This is a genomic window from Flavobacterium rarum (SeqCode) (assembly GCF_965234445.1).
Taxonomy (GTDB): Bacteria; Bacteroidota; Bacteroidia; order Flavobacteriales; family Flavobacteriaceae; genus Flavobacterium; species Flavobacterium rarum.
Window position 1 is genome coordinate 99254 of the sequence record NZ_OZ248501.1, and the last position, 18029, is coordinate 117282.

Consider the following 18029-nt stretch of genomic DNA (forward strand, 5'->3'; position numbering starts at 1 on the left):
ATTCTTAAAAAAAATAATATTCTCATCACCTTTCTTAGTCCTAGTGGACCAAGTAATTTATAGTGGAACTAACTTTTTGCTAATGCTGTTTTTAGCACAAAAACTGGACTTAAGAAGTTTTGGTTTGTTTTCTACATTGATGTTGTTTGTTTATTTGGCAATGAGTATTACCACAGCAATAGTTATACAACCTTTTCAAGTATCATATCTTAAAATAAAACAAAAAAAACAATACTTTGTATTTGCTAGTTTTGGAATAGTTCTTTTGATATTTTTATTTATAATACTTATCAAACTATTGTTGGCAGTAGTTCCTTTGTTTTCAGATTACAACTCGTTAGGGAATGACATTGCTTTTTTCACATTTGGATTATTGATACAGGATTTTTTTAGAAAAATATTTTTGGGACTTAGTCAAATCAAAAATGCGTTATTAATCGATAGTGCCTTCCTGATTTTAATTCTTATCCTATTTTATTTTAATAAAGACGGGATCCAATTGTCGAACACGCTATGGATCATCAGCATTTCTAATATTGTTTCCTCTTTGCCTGGTATTATTTTCTTTGTCAAAAATTATGAAACCCCAACATCGTGGAAACTTTTCCTGAATAATCATATTGAACAAGGGAAATGGCTTGTTTATATTGCTTTCTTGCAATGGGGTTCTAGCAATTTCTTTGTGTTGGTATCTGGAATTTATCTGGGTATTGAAGCGCTCGGTGCTTTGCGATTGGTTCAGTCAGTTTTTGGTGTTTTGGGAGTTGCTTTAATATCTATAGAAAATTATGTATTGCCCAAAGTGATTTATTTTCATCATGAATCTGTAACCAAAGCCAAAAAATATTTAATTGATATATCCCTAATAGGACTTGCCATTTTTGGTGCTATTTTGATCTTTATTTTTGTTTTTTCGGACGAGATTATTATACTTGCCGGAGGTTTAAAGTACCAAAAATATAGCTATGTGGTAAAAATCATGACCATACTATACCTATTTATTTTTCTTAATTATCCCATTCGAATTGCCATAAAAACACTTGTTCTAAATAAAATATTTTTTCATGGATATGTAATTTCTTTTGTATTATCAGTGGTCACTTTTCATTTTTTTCTTAATTATTTTGGGTTGTACGGAGCGGTTGCAGGACTTGCAATAAATCAATTTGTGATGACTTTATATTGGCAAAAACAACTCAAAAAAAATCAATTTCAATTATGGATATAATACACCTTGTTTTAGGAAAAGCCAATCCCGAAAGGATGAATGGTGTTAATAAAGTAGTGTATCAATTGGCTACAAAACAAGTCGAATCCGGACTAAATGTGTCTGTATGGGGAATTGCAAAAGATCAAGAAAAAAATTATGGAAACCGCAATTTCGAAACCCAATTATTCTTGCAACAACGCAATCCATTTAGTGTTTCTAAAGAATTAAAACAGGCAATAATACATCTAAAGATGCCTGTTGTATTTCATCTTCATGGAGGCTGGATTCCGGTTTTTTCGACTGTGTCAAAAATTCTGTTTAGTCATAAAATTCTGTTTGTTTTTACCCCACACGGCGCTTATAATAGTGTTGCAATGGAAAGAAGTTTTTGGGTAAAAAAAATCTATTTTCATTTATTCGAAAAAAAAATATTGCTGCAAACACAAAAAATTCATTGCATCGGAAAAAGCGAAACGATTGGATTATCCCGCCTATTATCGGCACCAAAATCTGTTTTATTGCCTTATGGTTATGAGAATCACAATGCGATGCCAATCACAAAATCGTTGAATGAAAACATTGTCTTTGGCTTCATTGGGCGATTGGATATTTACACCAAAGGACTAGATACGCTACTTGAAGCATTTGAAATTTTGATTCAGAAAACACCAAATGCACAACTTTGGATTATTGGCGACAGCAAAGAAAAAGATTTTTTTAGACAACAAATTATATCCAAAAAACTGGATCAAAATGTGTTTCTTTTGGGGAGTAAATTTGGCATTGAAAAAGACGATCTTTTGGCTAAAATTGATGTTTTTGTGCACCCATCTCGCAACGAGGGATTGCCTTTGTCTGTAATTGAGGCCGCTAGTTTTGGAAAACCTTGTATAGTAACTGATACAACCAATATTGGAGATTTGATTACACAATATGAGGCTGGAATAACGATTTATACTCAAAAAGGAACCGAATTAGAAGAAGCCTTGTCTGGGTTAAATTCTATTTGGAATAATCCTGTAGCTTTTTCAAAACTGCAACAAAACGCAATCAAAATGATTAAAGAAAACTATAACTGGAAAAGAATCATTCAACAGTTTAATCAAGAATTATACAGTACGCAATGACAACCACTTTGACCCATAAACACGACCTTTTTCTAAAGAGAACAAATAACTATTTGTTTATTATTCTAGTATTAATGATAGCCTGCTTTTTTACGTGGAGTGAGAATGTTATGATAACTAGAAGTATCAAAGTAATAGGACGAATGGGGCTTATGATATCCTCCATTGTACTTTACCATAATATTATTCGATATGGCGCAATTAACAATGCAATGGGTTATAAGAACATTTATTCGCCATTGTTTTATTTGTTTTATCTCGGGCTGGGATTTATTTCTTTCTTATGGAGTACCAATCCGGGTTATAGCGCTTTGCAATGGCTTATGACTTTTCAGAGTTTTGTTTTTGCTTATTTTTTCATTAAAAGTATCAAAGTATTAGACTATTTTTTTGAAGGACATTCGATACGCTTGTATCATTTACTTGGAAATTCTGTATTTGTGATTCAAATGGTTTTTATTATAGGAATGATTGTCGATCCTACCACCTTTTTTAGATTAACAAATGGTGGCGAAGAAGCCCGTTTAGGCGGAATTATTATGAATCCCAATGAATTAGGAATGCTTGCAGGAGTTGGTATATCCTGCTTGATTTTTGATTTATATCGAAAGGAAAACAAAACCGGTACAATTTTAAAAATACTTCTTATTTTTTTGGCATTGTATATGACTGGATCTCGATCATCTTTGATTGGAGCGCTACTAATTATATTTTTTCACATCAAGCAAACCAAAGGAAAAATGCTAAAAGTAGTTTTTATCTCCATGGTATTATTAGTAGCACCTGTTGCCATAAACAAAATGATTCTAAAAGGAGGAGATAGTTCTCGACTGGAAGAAGTAATGAGTTTAACAGGCCGATTGCCTTTTTGGAAAGCCCTCATTACAGAAGGCTTACCCAGAGAACCGCTCCTTGGTTTTGGTTTTATGCGAATTGACTACAAAGATTATTTTCAGGGTACGAATACCTATCCTGGTAATATGACGCACAATACTTTTATTCAAGTCTTAATGAATCTAGGATTTATTGGATTGACCATTGCATTATTTCAATTAACTTTTACCTTAAAAGCTTTTCTATACGAAAACAAAGAAACCCGACTGATGCTTATTGGCATTATGATTCCTGTTTTGATTAATTCTTTTACAGAATTTGGCATTTTTGGCGATAGTAATTATGGTATTTTATTTTATCAAATGATTATTTTTTCGATTGCTTTTACGACCAATCCGAATCTTTCCAAAATTCAAAAACTGCAATTGAAGAAAAAAAGACCTGATCTTGATTTTAATTTGATTTCCAAAAAATAGGTTATTTCCAAAATATGGAAGATGCACTTTTTTTGTTATCTATATAACCCAATAAAATCGGCATTATTTTTTTTGGCATGCTTTTTCTAATACTTAAAATCACTAGTGTCCACTAAAAAATAAAACAAGTTCTTTGAAATTATTGTAAATCTGTATTTTAAGAGTCATTTTTGAGCGTGACGATTTGAAATGATTATTATGTTCGTAAATCAATATTACGAATATGAATCACGGTAAATATGTCTTTTCTCAACTTATTGAATTTCTTCCTCAACGTGTTTTTGACAGGTTAACTAGTAAATATTCTGGCAATAAATCGGTCAAACATTTTACTTGTTGGAATCAATTATTATGTATGATTTTTGGTCAACTTTCAGCAAGAGAAAGTTTAAGAGATTTGATAATTGTCATAGAAGCACATCAATCAAAATCATATCATTTAGGATTTGGCAAAAATGTAACTCGTAGTAATTTATCCAAAGCCAATGAAAATCGTAATTATAAAATATTTGAAGAGTTTGCCAATCATTTAATATTGATTGCCCAAGATAAAAAAAGCAATGATACCTTTGAAATAAAAGGCAATATTTATGCTTTTGATTCTTCAACAATTGATCTATGTTTGAGTGTATTTTGTTGGGCTCATTTTCGAAAAACTAAAGCAGGAATAAAATTGCACACTCTATTTGATATTAACACACAAATCCCTGTATTTATTCATATTACAGAAGCAAATGTGCACGATGTTAATGCAATGGATGTCATAGATTATGAGCCGTTTGCTTATTATATTTTTGACCGTGCTTATGTTGATTATGATCGACTTTTTCGAATTACAAAAGCTAATGCTTATTTTGTTGTTAGAGCAAAATCTAATGTGAAATTTAAAAGAATGTATTCTCTAAAAATTGACAAAACCACTGGAATTAAATATGACCAAATTGGTAAAATAGAAGGTTTTTATACCTCAAAAGATTATCCAGAAAAGATACGAAAAGTAAAATTTTTCGATACTGAAAATAAAAAAATGTTAGTCTTTTTGACCAATAATTTTGAATTATCAGCTCAAGATATTGCACTACTTTACAAACAACGATGGCAAGTAGAATTGTTCTTTAAATGGATAAAACAGCACCTAAAAGTTAAGACCTTTTGGGGAACAACAGAAAATGCTGTTCGTATTCAAATTAATGTAGCAATTGTAACTTACTGTTTGGTTTCTATAATAGCAAAAGATTTAAAAATCAATCGCTCAACTTACGAAATTCTACAAATTTTATCCGCATCATTACTCGATAAAACATCTATAAATGAACTACTTATGAAATCAGATTGCAATAATGTCAATGAACATAATACTAACCAGCTGGTTTTTAACTTATTTTAAGTGGACACTAGTGACTTAAAATATAAAAAAATATTAAGTATGAAATCAATATTACAAAAACTTGGATATTCAATTGCAACTGCCGAAGAAAATATAGGGGCCATACAAGTTGAACTTTTATTTATAAACAATCCAGACAATTCTATAAGATGGATTTGGAATGCTTCTTGTAAAAAGGCTATTTTTTTAAAATTTTATAATATCGGTAGCTTCAGAGCCTTTGCATTTGCAACAGCAATCCGAATACTATTTTTTTTAAGATTACAAAAAATGGTCTTTAAAAAAAGAATATTTTATTTTAATGCATTAACAGCAAGAACTGTTTTTGATTGCACCAAAGATTGGAGCCTTTTTATGGGTACTATTGGACTAAATAGTAAAGCTATACTATATGCTGATTCCTTTTTTTATAAAATTGCTACAACCGAAAGTGCCAAAACAATGATTCAGAATGAACATACTATTTTGAGCCAAATCAATTTAAAAAATACAGAGTTCATTACTCCAAAAGTGACAATCATTTCCAAAGACATTATTCAACTAACCGATATCTCAAATAAAGGAAAGAGGGCCAAAAAATTCACAACGGCTCATCTTACTGCTTTAACTGAAATGAGTCATATTCATGAAATAACCATTCAAGTAAGCCAATGGCAGTTGTTCCAAACTTTGAAAGAAAGTTTTGAGCATTGTAGCAGCGAAAAAATCCCTAGAAATATTACTCGAAAATTGAACACCTTAATTCAAAACTGCCTTCCTAATCAAGAGGTTAAAATTAATCTGTCCCAAGGAGATTTCACTCAATGGAACATGTACCAAACCGATGATAAAATAGCAATATATGACTGGGAATTGGCCAGTTTTGAAAAACCAAAAGGATATGACTATTTTCATTATATGATGCAGCAAGGAATACTTGTAGATCGAAAAAGTTGGAAATTGATTTATCAAGATATTCTTCAATACAGTGCAAATGAGTTTGGAGACCAACTTTTTAACAAAGATTTAAACGAGTGCCTCAAATGGTACTTGTTAATTAATTGCATGTACAACATGAATATTTATGCCAAAACCGATGTATGGTACCCCCAAATTCATTGGATGTTGGCTGTTTGGAACGAGGCTTTGAATCATTTTATAAAAGACGAATACACCCAAAGGCAAATGATTATTATGGATTTGTTTGATTTATTACAAAATCAAGAGTATGCCGCACTAAAATATCCAAAAGAATATCCCGAAGATTTAAGTATAAACTCAGATATTGATTTAGTTATTACAAAAAAAACGAATTCAATAGTTATGAAATACCTCAAAAATCATTCTTTGGTTTCCAAAATTAATAGCAATCAAAAATCATTTATGAATACTATTCAAGTTTTTACAGGTGAAGGAAGTATTTTATCTATAGATTTAATATGGCAATTGAAAATAAAAAATTATGAAATATTAAGTACAAAAGAAATAATTGCAAATAATTATAAAAATAATTATGGTGCAAAAAACGCCTCTAAAATTGACACAGCAAGGTTTATAATCCTATTTTACACTCTTAATGGAGCCTTAATTCCCGAAAAATATTTAGATTACAAAAAAGAGATAGAAACCTCAAAAGAACCATTGGATTTAGTTTTGCAAAATTATTTTGATGATACTAAAAATAATATTTCACAAATTCAATATTTTATTCAACAAAAAAAAGGAAACAGTAATTTTTACTATCTAAAAAACACGTTGAATTATTGCATGGACACCTTAAAAAACACCTTTAATAATCAAGGATTTACAGTTACTTTTAGTGGTGTCGATGGCGCAGGAAAATCTACAGTGATTGACATGCTTGCGTATAGAATTGAAAAGCAACTCCGTAAACCAGTAGTAGTTTTACGCCACAGACCCTCACTATTACCTATATTGAGTGTTTGGACAAAAGGAAAACAAAAAGCCCACCAGGATGCTACAAACAACTTGCCCAGACAAGGAAAAAATAATAATGCTTTTTCCTCTTTTGCTCGTTTTTCTTATTATTATTTGGATTTTTTGATTGGACAATTTGTTGTCTATTTCAAATACATTTTAAGAGGTTATGTGGTTGTTTATGATCGTTATTATTTTGATTTTATAAATGACAGCAAACGCAGTAACATTGTTTTGTCAAAAAAAATATCCTCTTTTGGGTACCAATTTTTGTTAAAACCCAAGTTTAATTTTTTCCTTTTTGCGGATGCCAATACCATTCTTAATCGAAAAAAAGAATTGAGTAAAACTACTATCGAACTCTTGACAGATGATTATAAAAATCTATTTCTGAAATTAAAATCAAAAAGTAATATTGCTATTTATGAAAGCATCCAAAATGAAGATTTGGAAGTTACTTTAAATCAAATTGTTACCACTATAATACAGACCAAAAAATGAAACGATTTTTAGAAAAAATAATCCAAATGCGCAATCCAAATTTCAAATTTGATCCAACATTACCCTTGGCAACAATTCTGGAATTTGTATGGATGCAAAGTTTATGTCTGCTGAGAGGTTTTAAAGTTCTATTTTTTTTTAGAAAACCAAAAGCTATGATGCTAGGTAGAGGTGTTTCTTTTTTTTATATCTCTAAAATTAAATGGGGCAAATTTCTTCGACTTGGTGATTTTGTATTTGTATCGGCTTTGGGTAAAAACGGAATCCAATTTGGTAATAATGTAAGCATCGGTGCTTTTAGCCGCATTATTGTTTCGACCACATTAAACGATTTGGGCGACAAAATAGTCATTGGAAACTCGGTTGGCATTGGCGAATATGCCTCATTAGGCGGAGCAGGCGGTCTAGAAATTGGAGATGAATGTATTGTAGGTCCTTATTTAAGTTGTCATCCTGAAAATCATAATTATGAAGATTTGAATTCCTCCATTCGATTTCAAGGTGTGAATAGAAAAGGCATAAAAATTGGCAAAAACTGCTGGATTGGCAGTAAAGTAAGCATTCTAGACGGAGTAGAAATAGGCAATGGCTGTATTATAGCAGCAGGTGCGGTTGTAACAAAATCTTTTCCAGATAATAGTATAATAGGCGGTGTTCCCGCAAAACTTTTAAAAACCAGAAGCAATGACTAAAACTATTTTGGCTAGTTGTTATGCCGTAAATCCGTATAAAGGTTCCGAGAATGGAATGGGGTGGAACTTTGTGTATCAAATTGCGAGATATAATAGAGTAATTGCCATTACGCGTGAAAATAATAAAGAAATGATTGAGCAATATATGACTCAAAATCAAGACGTGGTTTTTGCAAATATTACTTTCTTGTATTTTGATCTACCGTATTGGATGCGTTTCTGGAAAAAAGGAGGTCGTGGAGCCATGCTCTACTATTACTTATGGCAAAAAGGAATTGTTACTTTCATAAAAAAACAGAATTTAGAGTTTGATATTGCTCATAATGTTAATTTCCATAATGATTGGACACCTAGCTCTTTATGGAAGCTGAAAAAACCAATGGTTTGGGGACCGATAGGGCATCATCCCGAAATACCCAAACATTTTTTAAATCCTTATGCTGTTAAATATTTTTTGCAAGATCGAATGACTTGGTTTGTAAAAAATTGTTTTTGGACGCTTTCATTTTCTTTACAAAATACCAAAAAGAAAGCCAATCATATATTGGGGATGAACTCTGGAGTCGCAACAGCATTAAAGATTAGTACAGAAAATTTTTCGATACTCCCATCTGTTGCCACCGAAGATAATTTTTTGGGAAATAGTATACCAAAAAAAGGCTTTGAGATCATAAGCGTTGGTCGTTTTGTTCCCTTGAAAGGATTTGACTTGACACTTCTTTCATTTACTAGTTTCATCAACTCATTAGAACCAAAAGATCGCAAAAATTGCAAACTAACACTAATTGGGACAGGTCCAGAAAAGGATTTTTACAAAACCATTATTACTCAAAATCACATTGAGCCTTATGTAGAAATTATAGAATGGATAGACCGAAGTGAGTTGATGAAGCTTTATGAAAAATCAGCTGTTTTTTTATTTCCTTCACATGAAGGAGCGGGTATGGTAGTGGCAGAGGCATTATCGTTTGGGCTACCCGTAATTTGTTTGGATAATGAAGGCCCTGGTGAATTTGTCAATTCAAAATGTGGTTTTGCAGTTTCACAATTAGATTATGATAAAACCATTTTAGAATTAAAAGAATCACTGTCAAAACTTTATTTTGATAAAAATCTATTGCATCAAATGAGTCTTGATGCACGAAAACACTACTTGGAAAAATTTACTTGGAATAGCAGAGGAGATTATTTGGAAACAATATACAAAACATTATAAAATGAGAATTATAGCCATTCACCTGCTAAATAATTATAGCGGAAGCCCAAAAGTATTGATGCAATTGCTTAAATGCTGGACAAAAAACAATATAGAAACTCATCTTTATACTTGTGGAGGAGAGGGGTTTTTGACAAATATTCCCAATGTAAACAATCATTTTTATTGGTATCGTTTTGCGAAAAATCCAATAATACGGTTGCTTTTCTTGCTAACTAGTCAATTTTTGTTAGCCACTCAATTGCTTTTTGTATTAAAGAAAAAAGACATACTGTACATCAATACCGTATTCCCTTTTGGAGCGGCATTTATTGGTAAAATTATTGGTTGCAAAGTTATTTATCACATTCATGAAACTGGAGTAAAACCAAAGATTTTGAATCAATTTCTTTTCGGAATAGTAAAATTTTGCGCAACAAATGTTGTTTATGTTTCAAATTTTTTGGCCGAACAGCAACCTATGAAAGTTAAAAATAATGTCTTGTATAATGTAATAGAAAACAGTTTTAGAAAAGAAGCTCGATTTCATTTAGAAAAAAATAAAGAATCAAAAATTGTATTGATGATTAGCTCTTTAAAAAGGTATAAAGGTATAAATGAATTTGTAAAATTGGCCGAATTATGTCCCCACTACATTTTTAAATTGGTTGTAAACGCCAATCTAAAAGAAATAGATCATTATTTTAAAAATAAAATTTTACCCTCTAACCTCATTTTGATTACTAGCCAAAAAGAAGTACATCCTTTTTATGAAGAAGCCAGTATTGTAGTCAATCTTACCGTTACCAAACTCTGCAAAGAAACCTTTGGACTAACTATATTAGAAGCAATGACTTATGGTATTCCTACGATTGTTCCTCCTATTGGTGGTATGACTGAGCTTGTAGAGAACAACAAAAATGGATATTTAATTGACAGTCAAGAATTGATTCTTATTTCTCAAAAAATAAATCAGTTATTCCAAAATCCGCTTTTATACCAAGAGATGAGCCAGAGTGCCGTTGTAAAAAGTACATTTTTCAGTGAGGATTATTTTGAAAAAGAATCTATAAAAATTATTTCCAATTAATATTTTTTTTTCCAACTTATGGAAAAAAAAGAATTTTAAAAAATAAAAAAGCATTAATAATCAACGACTTACATTGTTAGTATGGTTTTTGGCATAAGATTAGTAAAGTATATAAATAATGAAATGAGCATAAACGAAAATTGGCAACAAAGACCAATGATGATATGCAAATTACATATGACCGATAAAAAAACAAATATCAACATATGAACAAAGATAGAGTCGCCATTATAGGTACAGTAGGTTTACCCGCCAAATACGGTGGGTTTGAAACCCTTGCAGAACATTTAGTAGAGCATTTGTCTCCAAAATATGATTTTACAGTGTTTTGTTCCGGAAACAAATACACCAAAAAGGAACGTACTTCAACTTATAAAGGGGCAGTTCTAAAGTATATACCGCTCAATGCCAATGGAATTCAAAGTATTCCTTATGATACTATTTCTATTTTACTAGCATTAAAAAACAGTGATGTCTTATTAATACTTGGCGTAGCTGGTGCTTGGATATTACCATTTGTTCGACTTTTCACCAACAAAAAAATCATAATTTCTATAGACGGAATGGAATGGAAAAGAGACAAATGGCCTTTATTGGCAAAATTATATTTATGGTGGTCAGAAAAAATTGCTATTAAGTTTTCTCATATTGACATTTCTGATAATGAATCGATTCAGGATTACACAGCACTACGTTACAAAACCTTAAGTAGGGTAATTGAGTATGGTGCTGATCACACTTTGCAAGTAAAGCCCTGTCGAAAAGACATAAGAAAATATCGATTTCTTAAAAGAAAGTATGCTGTAAAAGTGTGCCGAATAGAACCCGAAAACAATGTACATTCAGTTCTGGAGGCCTTTAAAAAGTATGCAAAAATGAATTTGGTAATTGTAGGCAATTGGAATAATAGCAAATATGGTATTGATTTAAAGGAAAGTTACAAGGATATCCAAAATATTTTGCTTTTAGATCCCATATACAATCAAAGAGAAATTGATTTAATACGAAGTAATGCCACTTTGTACATTCATGGACATTCTGCTGGTGGAACAAACCCATCCCTTGTGGAAGCAATGTATTTAAAGCTTCCAGTAATAGCCTTTAATGTTTCGTACAATAAAACTACAACCGAAAATAATGCTTTGTATTTTAACTCATCCGAGGATTTAATGGACCATTTGAATACTATTACGGAATCTGTATTACTAGAACAACGAATTAAGATGAAAGAAATAGCATCGAGAAGATATACTTGGAATGTTATTTCAAACCAATATGATTTATTAATAAAAGAAGCGCTTTCTATTAAGTTTAAAAACAGTGTTTTGGGTGAAATACAAAAATTAAATCCAACTATATTGCAAGAATATCAATTGTCACATCTTCAAAATAGTATCTTATTTTACGAAAATAAACAGCTATGAAAATAATTTTAGAATATCTATCACTAGGGTTTTTGTCATTGTTACTGAGTTTGTTATACACTCCTGTATTAAAAAAAATAGCCATTAAAATCAATTTAGTTGATAAGCCTAATTTTAGGAAAATACATATTACCAGTATACCCCTTATAGGCGGAATTTCAATTGCTTTTTCTGTACTTACCGTTATTTTAATTTCCGGAAGCATTACGCTTTGCAAAGAATATTTATCCATTTTTAGTGCTTCATTTACAATACTAATCATTGGTGTTATTGATGACAAAAATGATATTAAAGCTAAATATAAATTGGCTATTCAATTAATTTTATCTTTCATAATTGCTATGTCAGGAGTACGAATTTTTTCTTTTTATGGTCTATTTGGTGTCTACGAAATTGCAGTTTGGTTGCAGTATCTGATCACTATTTTGATTATAACTGGAGTAGTAAATGCTTTTAATCTAATAGATGGAGTTGATGGTTTACTGGGTAGTTTCTCACTATTAGGATTTACTATGTTTTTAATAGCGTCAATATATTACAAAGATTATTATTTGGGGTTACTTAGTGTCATTTTTATTGGGGCAATTGTTGGGTTTTTGAAATTTAATTTGTCAAAAGAGAAAATTTTCATGGGTGATTCTGGCTCTCTATTTCTAGGTTTTATTTTAGTAACATTGGGAATACACCTTTTAGGAAAACAGGAAATTCATCAAGAAAACAATTATGGATATGTTTTCTTGATTTTAGTAGCTTTTTTTTCTATTCCTGTTTTAGATTCTTTACGGGTTTATATGGGGCGAATAAAGCGAGGAAAATCTCCTTTTATGCCAGATAAATCACATTTGCATCATTTACTGCTAGGAGCAGGATTGACACATAAAAGAATTGCATTAGCTGTAGTTATCCTATGTTTAATTTTCTTTTCCTTAGGTTTTGGATTAATCTCCTCCTATTCTACAACATTAATTATTTTTTCTATTATAATTGTCTTTTGGTTTCTAATTAGGCTATTACTAGTTATAAATAATTTGCAAAAATGGATTCATAAAATAAAAAAAACAGAAAAAGACTAACATTAATATATGTAATATTTTAATACTAACAATAAAAAATAAACTTATGGAATATTCAAATTTACTACAGAAAAAAATGGCATTAGCCAATGGATTGTTCAATGTACCTGCACAAACCTTTTACGAAAGTAAACTAAATAAATTGACTGGTGCCTACACTGTAGCTTGGAGTGACGAACATAAAAAACACTCCCACAAAGCCTCATTACGCATTACTGATTTTGAAGGATATAGAGTCAGTCCATCCTCTTTTAAATATTTAGTACCCGCTATAAACACTTATATACAAGCCAAAAAGAATTATATAATAAAAAAGCCGCTTCCTTTTATTGTATATGAAGCTATTAATTTTATGAATAGTATTTTAAAACCCGGAAAAAAGGTACTTGAGTTTGGTTCTGGTAACTCAACACTCTGGTTTCTAGAAAAAAAATGTGATATCACTAGTATAGAGCACAACAAACTATGGTACAATACGGTTAATGATTATGCACAATCTGCATCATTTGACAAAGATGTAATGAGTCAATTTAGTTTTTTGAATAAACAAAAAGAAACTACTTGGCAATTCCTTGATGAGACCGAAAATGAAAGTTTTGATTTAATTCTTGTAGATGGATCAAATGATTTTAATAATCGTAATGAATGCATAGAAAAATCCATCTCAAAACTTAAAAAAGGGGGCTGGATGGTCTTAGATAATTCAGATCATCCTAATAATTGGCCGGGAGGTTTGTATATGGATTCTTTGTATAAAAGAGTACGCTTTACAGGTTTTACTCCTATGGGGTTGTACATTTCCCAAACTAGCTTTTGGCAAAAAACAGAATAAAAAGTTACCACAAAATTCCCAATTATAAATGCTAATCCTGTTTAAGGATGCCGTTAATTATTTATTGAAGTAAATAATTAACGGCATTTTATTTTATAAATCATGAGCTTGTTTGAAATTTTAGACATTGAGTTTTATGAGATTATTTCAGATATAAACATAGTTTTAAAGGCTATATTCTATAATACTCAGCATTGAATTTTAACCATATAAGAAGTATAAGATCATTTAAGAAGATACAAAATGAATAACTTATATGTCCTTATATTTCTGGTTCTACTCTCAATCGTGTGGGTTTTAAAAATTAAAAATTTAATTTTTCTTTGCACCATTAAGTCATTAAGGTTTATTAAGTCCTAGAAAACTTTATTTTTCTTAATCTCTTAATGGTAAAAATTTTTCTTTATTTTTTCTTACCCACACAATTCATGGTAGAACTATATTTCTTATATGGGTAACTTTTTCATCCCAAACTAAAAGCTTCGGGAGTCAGTAGTTTTTTTGGTAAAAAAAACGATTCAAAAATGATGTACCTTATATAATTAAGCGGTTTTAAACTATATTTTAGACCAATAAAATTTAAGCAAAACAGTGAACTTTAACTGAAGGAAATTAAAAACACAACATTTATCTTTGATATTTAACTACTTATATCAATAATTCTATATAACAGTCCGATTTGTCAGTTAGCGTATTCGAGAACTATTATTGAATCTCGACTGCACTCGAATACAATGTCATAAAGGTTAAGGAATTTGTCTTTATTTATTTTCATGCAGATTTCGCAGATTCGGCTGATTTTATTCCCTTTTCTCTGCTAAAATCAGCTTAATCTGCTTGCTTTTTTATTTTTCTTAATTTTATGACATTACGCTCGATTTGACAAAAATAGGATTGGACTATATTGCAATTGCAATCGGTTTTATATTCTTTCGAGCCTTATTAATAAAAGCACTGGATTATAAATAAAATATGACTGTTCGCAAAATGTACCAAGTCATTTTTTTGCTACAGATTACACAGATTTTAAACACAATTATTAAAGAAATCTGTGTAAATCTTTTTTTATAAATAACCCAATGTCATTAATTTAAGGATCTCTCACCATCCTTTTTCAAAATATGACTCTCGCAAAGACGCGAAGGCGCAAAGGAATCGGCTCTAAACTTTGCGCCTTTGCGTCTTGGCGAGAAAAAACAAAGCTTAACTTAATGACATTGCCCGATAGCTATGGGAGTGGCTAATTTTATTGGTTTGGTATTAGTCACGGATAGTCATAAAATAAAAAAGGCTTACTTTAATTAAAATGCAAACCCTTTTTTATCTACTATGTATGCTTTTTATTCTATTGAAATAATAATAAACTCACTACGTCTATTTGCTTGATGTTCGATTTCTGTACATTTTACACCATCTGAACAATTGTTTACCAATTGAGCTTCCCCATACCCTTTGCCAGATAATCTATTTTCTTCGATACCATTTTTTATCAACCAGTCTATAGTAGATTTTGCACGTTTATCAGAGAGTCTTATATTGTATTGTTCTGTTTGTCTGCTATCCGTATGAGATCGAACATCAATTTTCATTTTAGGAAATTGTTGCATGACAACTACTATTTTGGCCAACTCAAAAGTGGCGTCTTTTCTAATATTTGATTTGTCCAAATCAAAATAAATAATAGGAATATCCAATGTTTTAGCTAAATCAGTTCCTATTCCAATTTTTTTGATACGTTTACTTAATTGAAGGGGTAAATCAGTTTTACCAGTAGTATTTTTAATTGTAATTTTTTCTTCTTTGGTCTCATAATCCTCTTTAGCGGCTCTGATGTAGTACGTTTTGCCACAAACCACCTCAATACTGTAATTGCCTTTGTTATCAGTCTTAATTTCTTTCACGAGTTTAAAATGATCGTCAAACACACTTATTTTTGCATCGATTAATAACTCTCCTGTTTCTTGATTGATAAGAATTCCAGACAATAATTGTTCGCAAACCAGTTTACGTATTTCTGTAAAACCATAAATATCATCATATCCTAAACCTCCAGGTCTATTAGAAGTAAAAAAACCTTTACTTTCTTTAGTATTTATCAAAAATGCAAAATCATCTTGTGGTCCGTTGATGGGTTCTCCAACGTTTTGGGTAGCTGAATAAGTGTTATTGTCAATTTTAGTAACAAAAATATCTAAACCTCCTAATCCAGGATGGCCGTCACTTGCAAAATACAATTCATTATTTTCAGATACAAATGGAAATGTTTCTCTGCCTTCAGTATTTATTTCTGTTCCTAGATTCTCTGGTTCTCCAAATGTTCCATCCTTTTTTATTGCTACTTTAAACAAATCAGATTGGCCAAATGTACCTGGCATATCCGATACAAAGTAAAGTGTATTTTCATCTTCACTCAAAGCGGGATGTGCCACACTGTATTCATTATTATTAAACGGCAATTCAACTATGTTTGTCCAATTGCTATTAATTAAAGTTGCTTTGTATAACTTTAAAAGTGTTACTTTTTTGGCATCTTTTCCTTTTTTCCCATCTAAATAATTATTTCTTGTAAAATACATTGTTTGACCATCCTTTGTAAAAACTGGAGTTGATTCATGAAATCTTGAATTGATAATTTTACTAAATCGTTTTGGATTACTTAAATTTCCATCGCCATTTATCTCGGAACTATACAGATTTGTAAAAGATTGATTCGTCCATTTAAATATTTTTTGTGCTGTTCGTCCAGTATCTCTAGCCGAAGCAAAGACCAAATTATTGTTAAAGAAAGAACTGCCGTAATCTGAATATTCGGAGTTAATACTTTCGTTAACTATTGTATAACGTCCCGAATTGGCTTTGATTTCTTGTAGATAATTTTTTTGGTTTTCATACAATTTAGCCCTCAAATCATTTGCTGCCTTTTTGTTGAAATTATCAAGTATTTTATTGGCTTTGTCATAATTGCCAACAGATTTTAAGGTTTGAGAATAGCGGTAATAATATTCTGGTTCTTGTTCGTTATTTAGGTTAAATAGTTCCGTATACCATTTTTCTGCTTTACTTAAATTTGCATTAAAATAATAGGCATTTCCAAGCTTTTGAAACATTTTTTCGTTTTTATATCCTTTAAGTGCAACACTCTCATAGGTAGATATTGCATCTATATAAGAATAATTGTTGTATTTTTTGTCGGCATCCTCAATTCTAGATTTTTGCCCATATCCAGATACTGCTACCGTAAACATTATTATGCTGTAGATTGAAGTTTTTATTTTTATCATGATAAAGAATTTAAAAGAATCTTGGTGATATAATTTTGTCATATTTATTAAACAATTCAAAGCGTAAAAAAATCTCATGAGAGCCTGAATTATAATTGGCCAACTGCGTAGTTTCTAAGTCATAACCATAGCCAATAAACCAGGAATCACTAACTTGAAATCCAGCCATTGCACTAACAGCAGCACTCCATCTGTAAGCAAGTCCTAGTACAAACTTTTCATTGTACATCATATTGGCAGATAAATCGATTTGTAAAGGAGCTCCTTCTACGTATTTTACTAATAATGAAGGTTTTAGTTTAAAGTTGTAACTTAGATCAAAAACATGACCTGCAATTAAATAAAGATTTATATTTTCTTTAGCAACATGGCTCGTGGCACCTGCAGTGGCATAACCATCAAAGTGTTTTGTTTCTAATAAATGTGGAGCTGAGATCCCTAAATAAGTTGCATCTGAATGAAGATAGAGACCAAGTCCTATATTTGGGGAAAATTTATTATCTATATTTTCCTCAAATATAGGATCGCCTGCATCGTATTGATTGAGCTTGGTAAAATCTACATTGAGTAAATTTGCTGTTCCTTTGAGTCCAAAAGATAATTCATATTGTTCAGATGCTCTTATACTGTAAGAGAAATCTACCGCAATGTTGTTTTCGCTGGAAGGTCCAATTTTGTCATTCACCACTGATACTCCAAGTCCGATGTTACTGTTGTTAATAGGAGTATTAATTGAAGCTGTATTAGTTGTAGGTGCTCCATCAAGTCCTACCCACTGTGTTCGGTGTAATACAAAAATACTCATAACATTTCTAGACCCAGCATACCCTGGATTAATATTGATTGTATTGTACATGTATTGGGTGAACTGTGCGTCTTGTTGACTATATATTACTCCTGAAAAAAGTAAAAGTACTAACCCGATTAATTTATTTTTCATCTTTTTATTTTTAATAATCCCTAAAACTTTGGTGTTTTATGAATTTGAGT

At 30.8% G+C, this 18029-nt stretch carries 13 protein-coding genes; 11 read left to right on the top strand and 2 right to left on the bottom strand.

All coding sequences use genetic code 11. The features are described 5' to 3' along the window. Positions 1-82: 82 nt before the first annotated feature. The 11 genes from AC8GF4_RS11250 to AC8GF4_RS11300 all read left to right on the top strand — a co-directional run bounded on the left by AC8GF4_RS11250 (position 83) and on the right by AC8GF4_RS11300 (position 13758). Positions 83-1228 (top strand): lipopolysaccharide biosynthesis protein, encoded by a 1146-nt coding sequence (locus AC8GF4_RS11250; protein ID WP_506594712.1) that lies wholly within the window; start codon positions 83-85, stop codon positions 1226-1228. Next, entirely contained in the window at positions 1219-2337 is a 1119-nt protein-coding gene (locus tag AC8GF4_RS11255) for a glycosyltransferase (RefSeq protein WP_506594713.1), read from the top strand. The genes AC8GF4_RS11250 and AC8GF4_RS11255 overlap by 10 nt, the downstream gene beginning before the upstream one ends. Before the next feature lie 110 nt (positions 2338-2447). Then, positions 2448-3647, top strand: a complete 1200-nt coding sequence (locus AC8GF4_RS11260; RefSeq protein WP_506594714.1) for an O-antigen ligase family protein — start codon at positions 2448-2450, stop codon at positions 3645-3647. A 223-nt stretch (positions 3648-3870) separates the two neighbouring features. Next, positions 3871-5034 (top strand): IS4 family transposase, encoded by a 1164-nt coding sequence (locus AC8GF4_RS11265; RefSeq protein ID WP_506594716.1) that lies wholly within the window; start codon positions 3871-3873, stop codon positions 5032-5034. 39 nt (positions 5035-5073) lie between these two features. After that, on the top strand, positions 5074-7452 hold the full coding sequence (locus tag AC8GF4_RS11270) for a hypothetical protein (RefSeq protein WP_506594717.1): 2379 nt from the start codon (positions 5074-5076) through the stop codon (positions 7450-7452). After that, the gene (locus AC8GF4_RS11275) at positions 7449-8144 is read left to right on the top strand and encodes an acyltransferase (RefSeq protein ID WP_506594718.1); all 696 of its coding nucleotides are present in this window, start codon (positions 7449-7451) and stop codon (positions 8142-8144) included. Before AC8GF4_RS11270 ends, AC8GF4_RS11275 begins: the two co-directional genes overlap by 4 nt. Then, on the top strand, positions 8137-9360 hold the full coding sequence (locus AC8GF4_RS11280) for a glycosyltransferase family 4 protein (RefSeq protein WP_506594719.1): 1224 nt from the start codon (positions 8137-8139) through the stop codon (positions 9358-9360). Before AC8GF4_RS11275 ends, AC8GF4_RS11280 begins: the two co-directional genes overlap by 8 nt. 1 nt (position 9361) lies before the next feature. Continuing rightward, positions 9362-10429, top strand: coding sequence for a glycosyltransferase family 4 protein (locus tag AC8GF4_RS11285; protein WP_506594720.1), 1068 nt, complete (start codon positions 9362-9364; stop codon positions 10427-10429). 206 nt (positions 10430-10635) lie between these two features. Next, positions 10636-11853 carry a DUF1972 domain-containing protein gene (locus AC8GF4_RS11290; RefSeq protein WP_506594721.1) on the top strand — a complete coding sequence of 406 codons (1218 nt, stop codon included), beginning with the start codon at positions 10636-10638 and terminating at the stop codon, positions 11851-11853. Then, positions 11850-12926, top strand: coding sequence for an MraY family glycosyltransferase (locus tag AC8GF4_RS11295; protein ID WP_506594723.1), 1077 nt, complete (start codon positions 11850-11852; stop codon positions 12924-12926). The genes AC8GF4_RS11290 and AC8GF4_RS11295 overlap by 4 nt, the downstream gene beginning before the upstream one ends. A gap of 46 nt (positions 12927-12972) precedes the next feature. After that, complete coding sequence (locus tag AC8GF4_RS11300) at positions 12973-13758, top strand: class I SAM-dependent methyltransferase (protein ID WP_506594725.1); 786 nt, start codon at positions 12973-12975, stop codon at positions 13756-13758. Between the two features lie 1340 nt (positions 13759-15098). On the opposite strand, the gene AC8GF4_RS11305 is transcribed toward AC8GF4_RS11300, so the two are convergent. Further along, positions 15099-17036, bottom strand: coding sequence for an OmpA family protein (locus tag AC8GF4_RS11305; RefSeq protein ID WP_506595068.1), 1938 nt, complete (start codon positions 17034-17036; stop codon positions 15099-15101). 13 nt (positions 17037-17049) lie between these two features. Further along, positions 17050-17979, bottom strand: coding sequence for a PorP/SprF family type IX secretion system membrane protein (locus AC8GF4_RS11310; protein ID WP_506594727.1), 930 nt, complete (start codon positions 17977-17979; stop codon positions 17050-17052). Positions 17980-18029 lie beyond the last annotated feature (50 nt).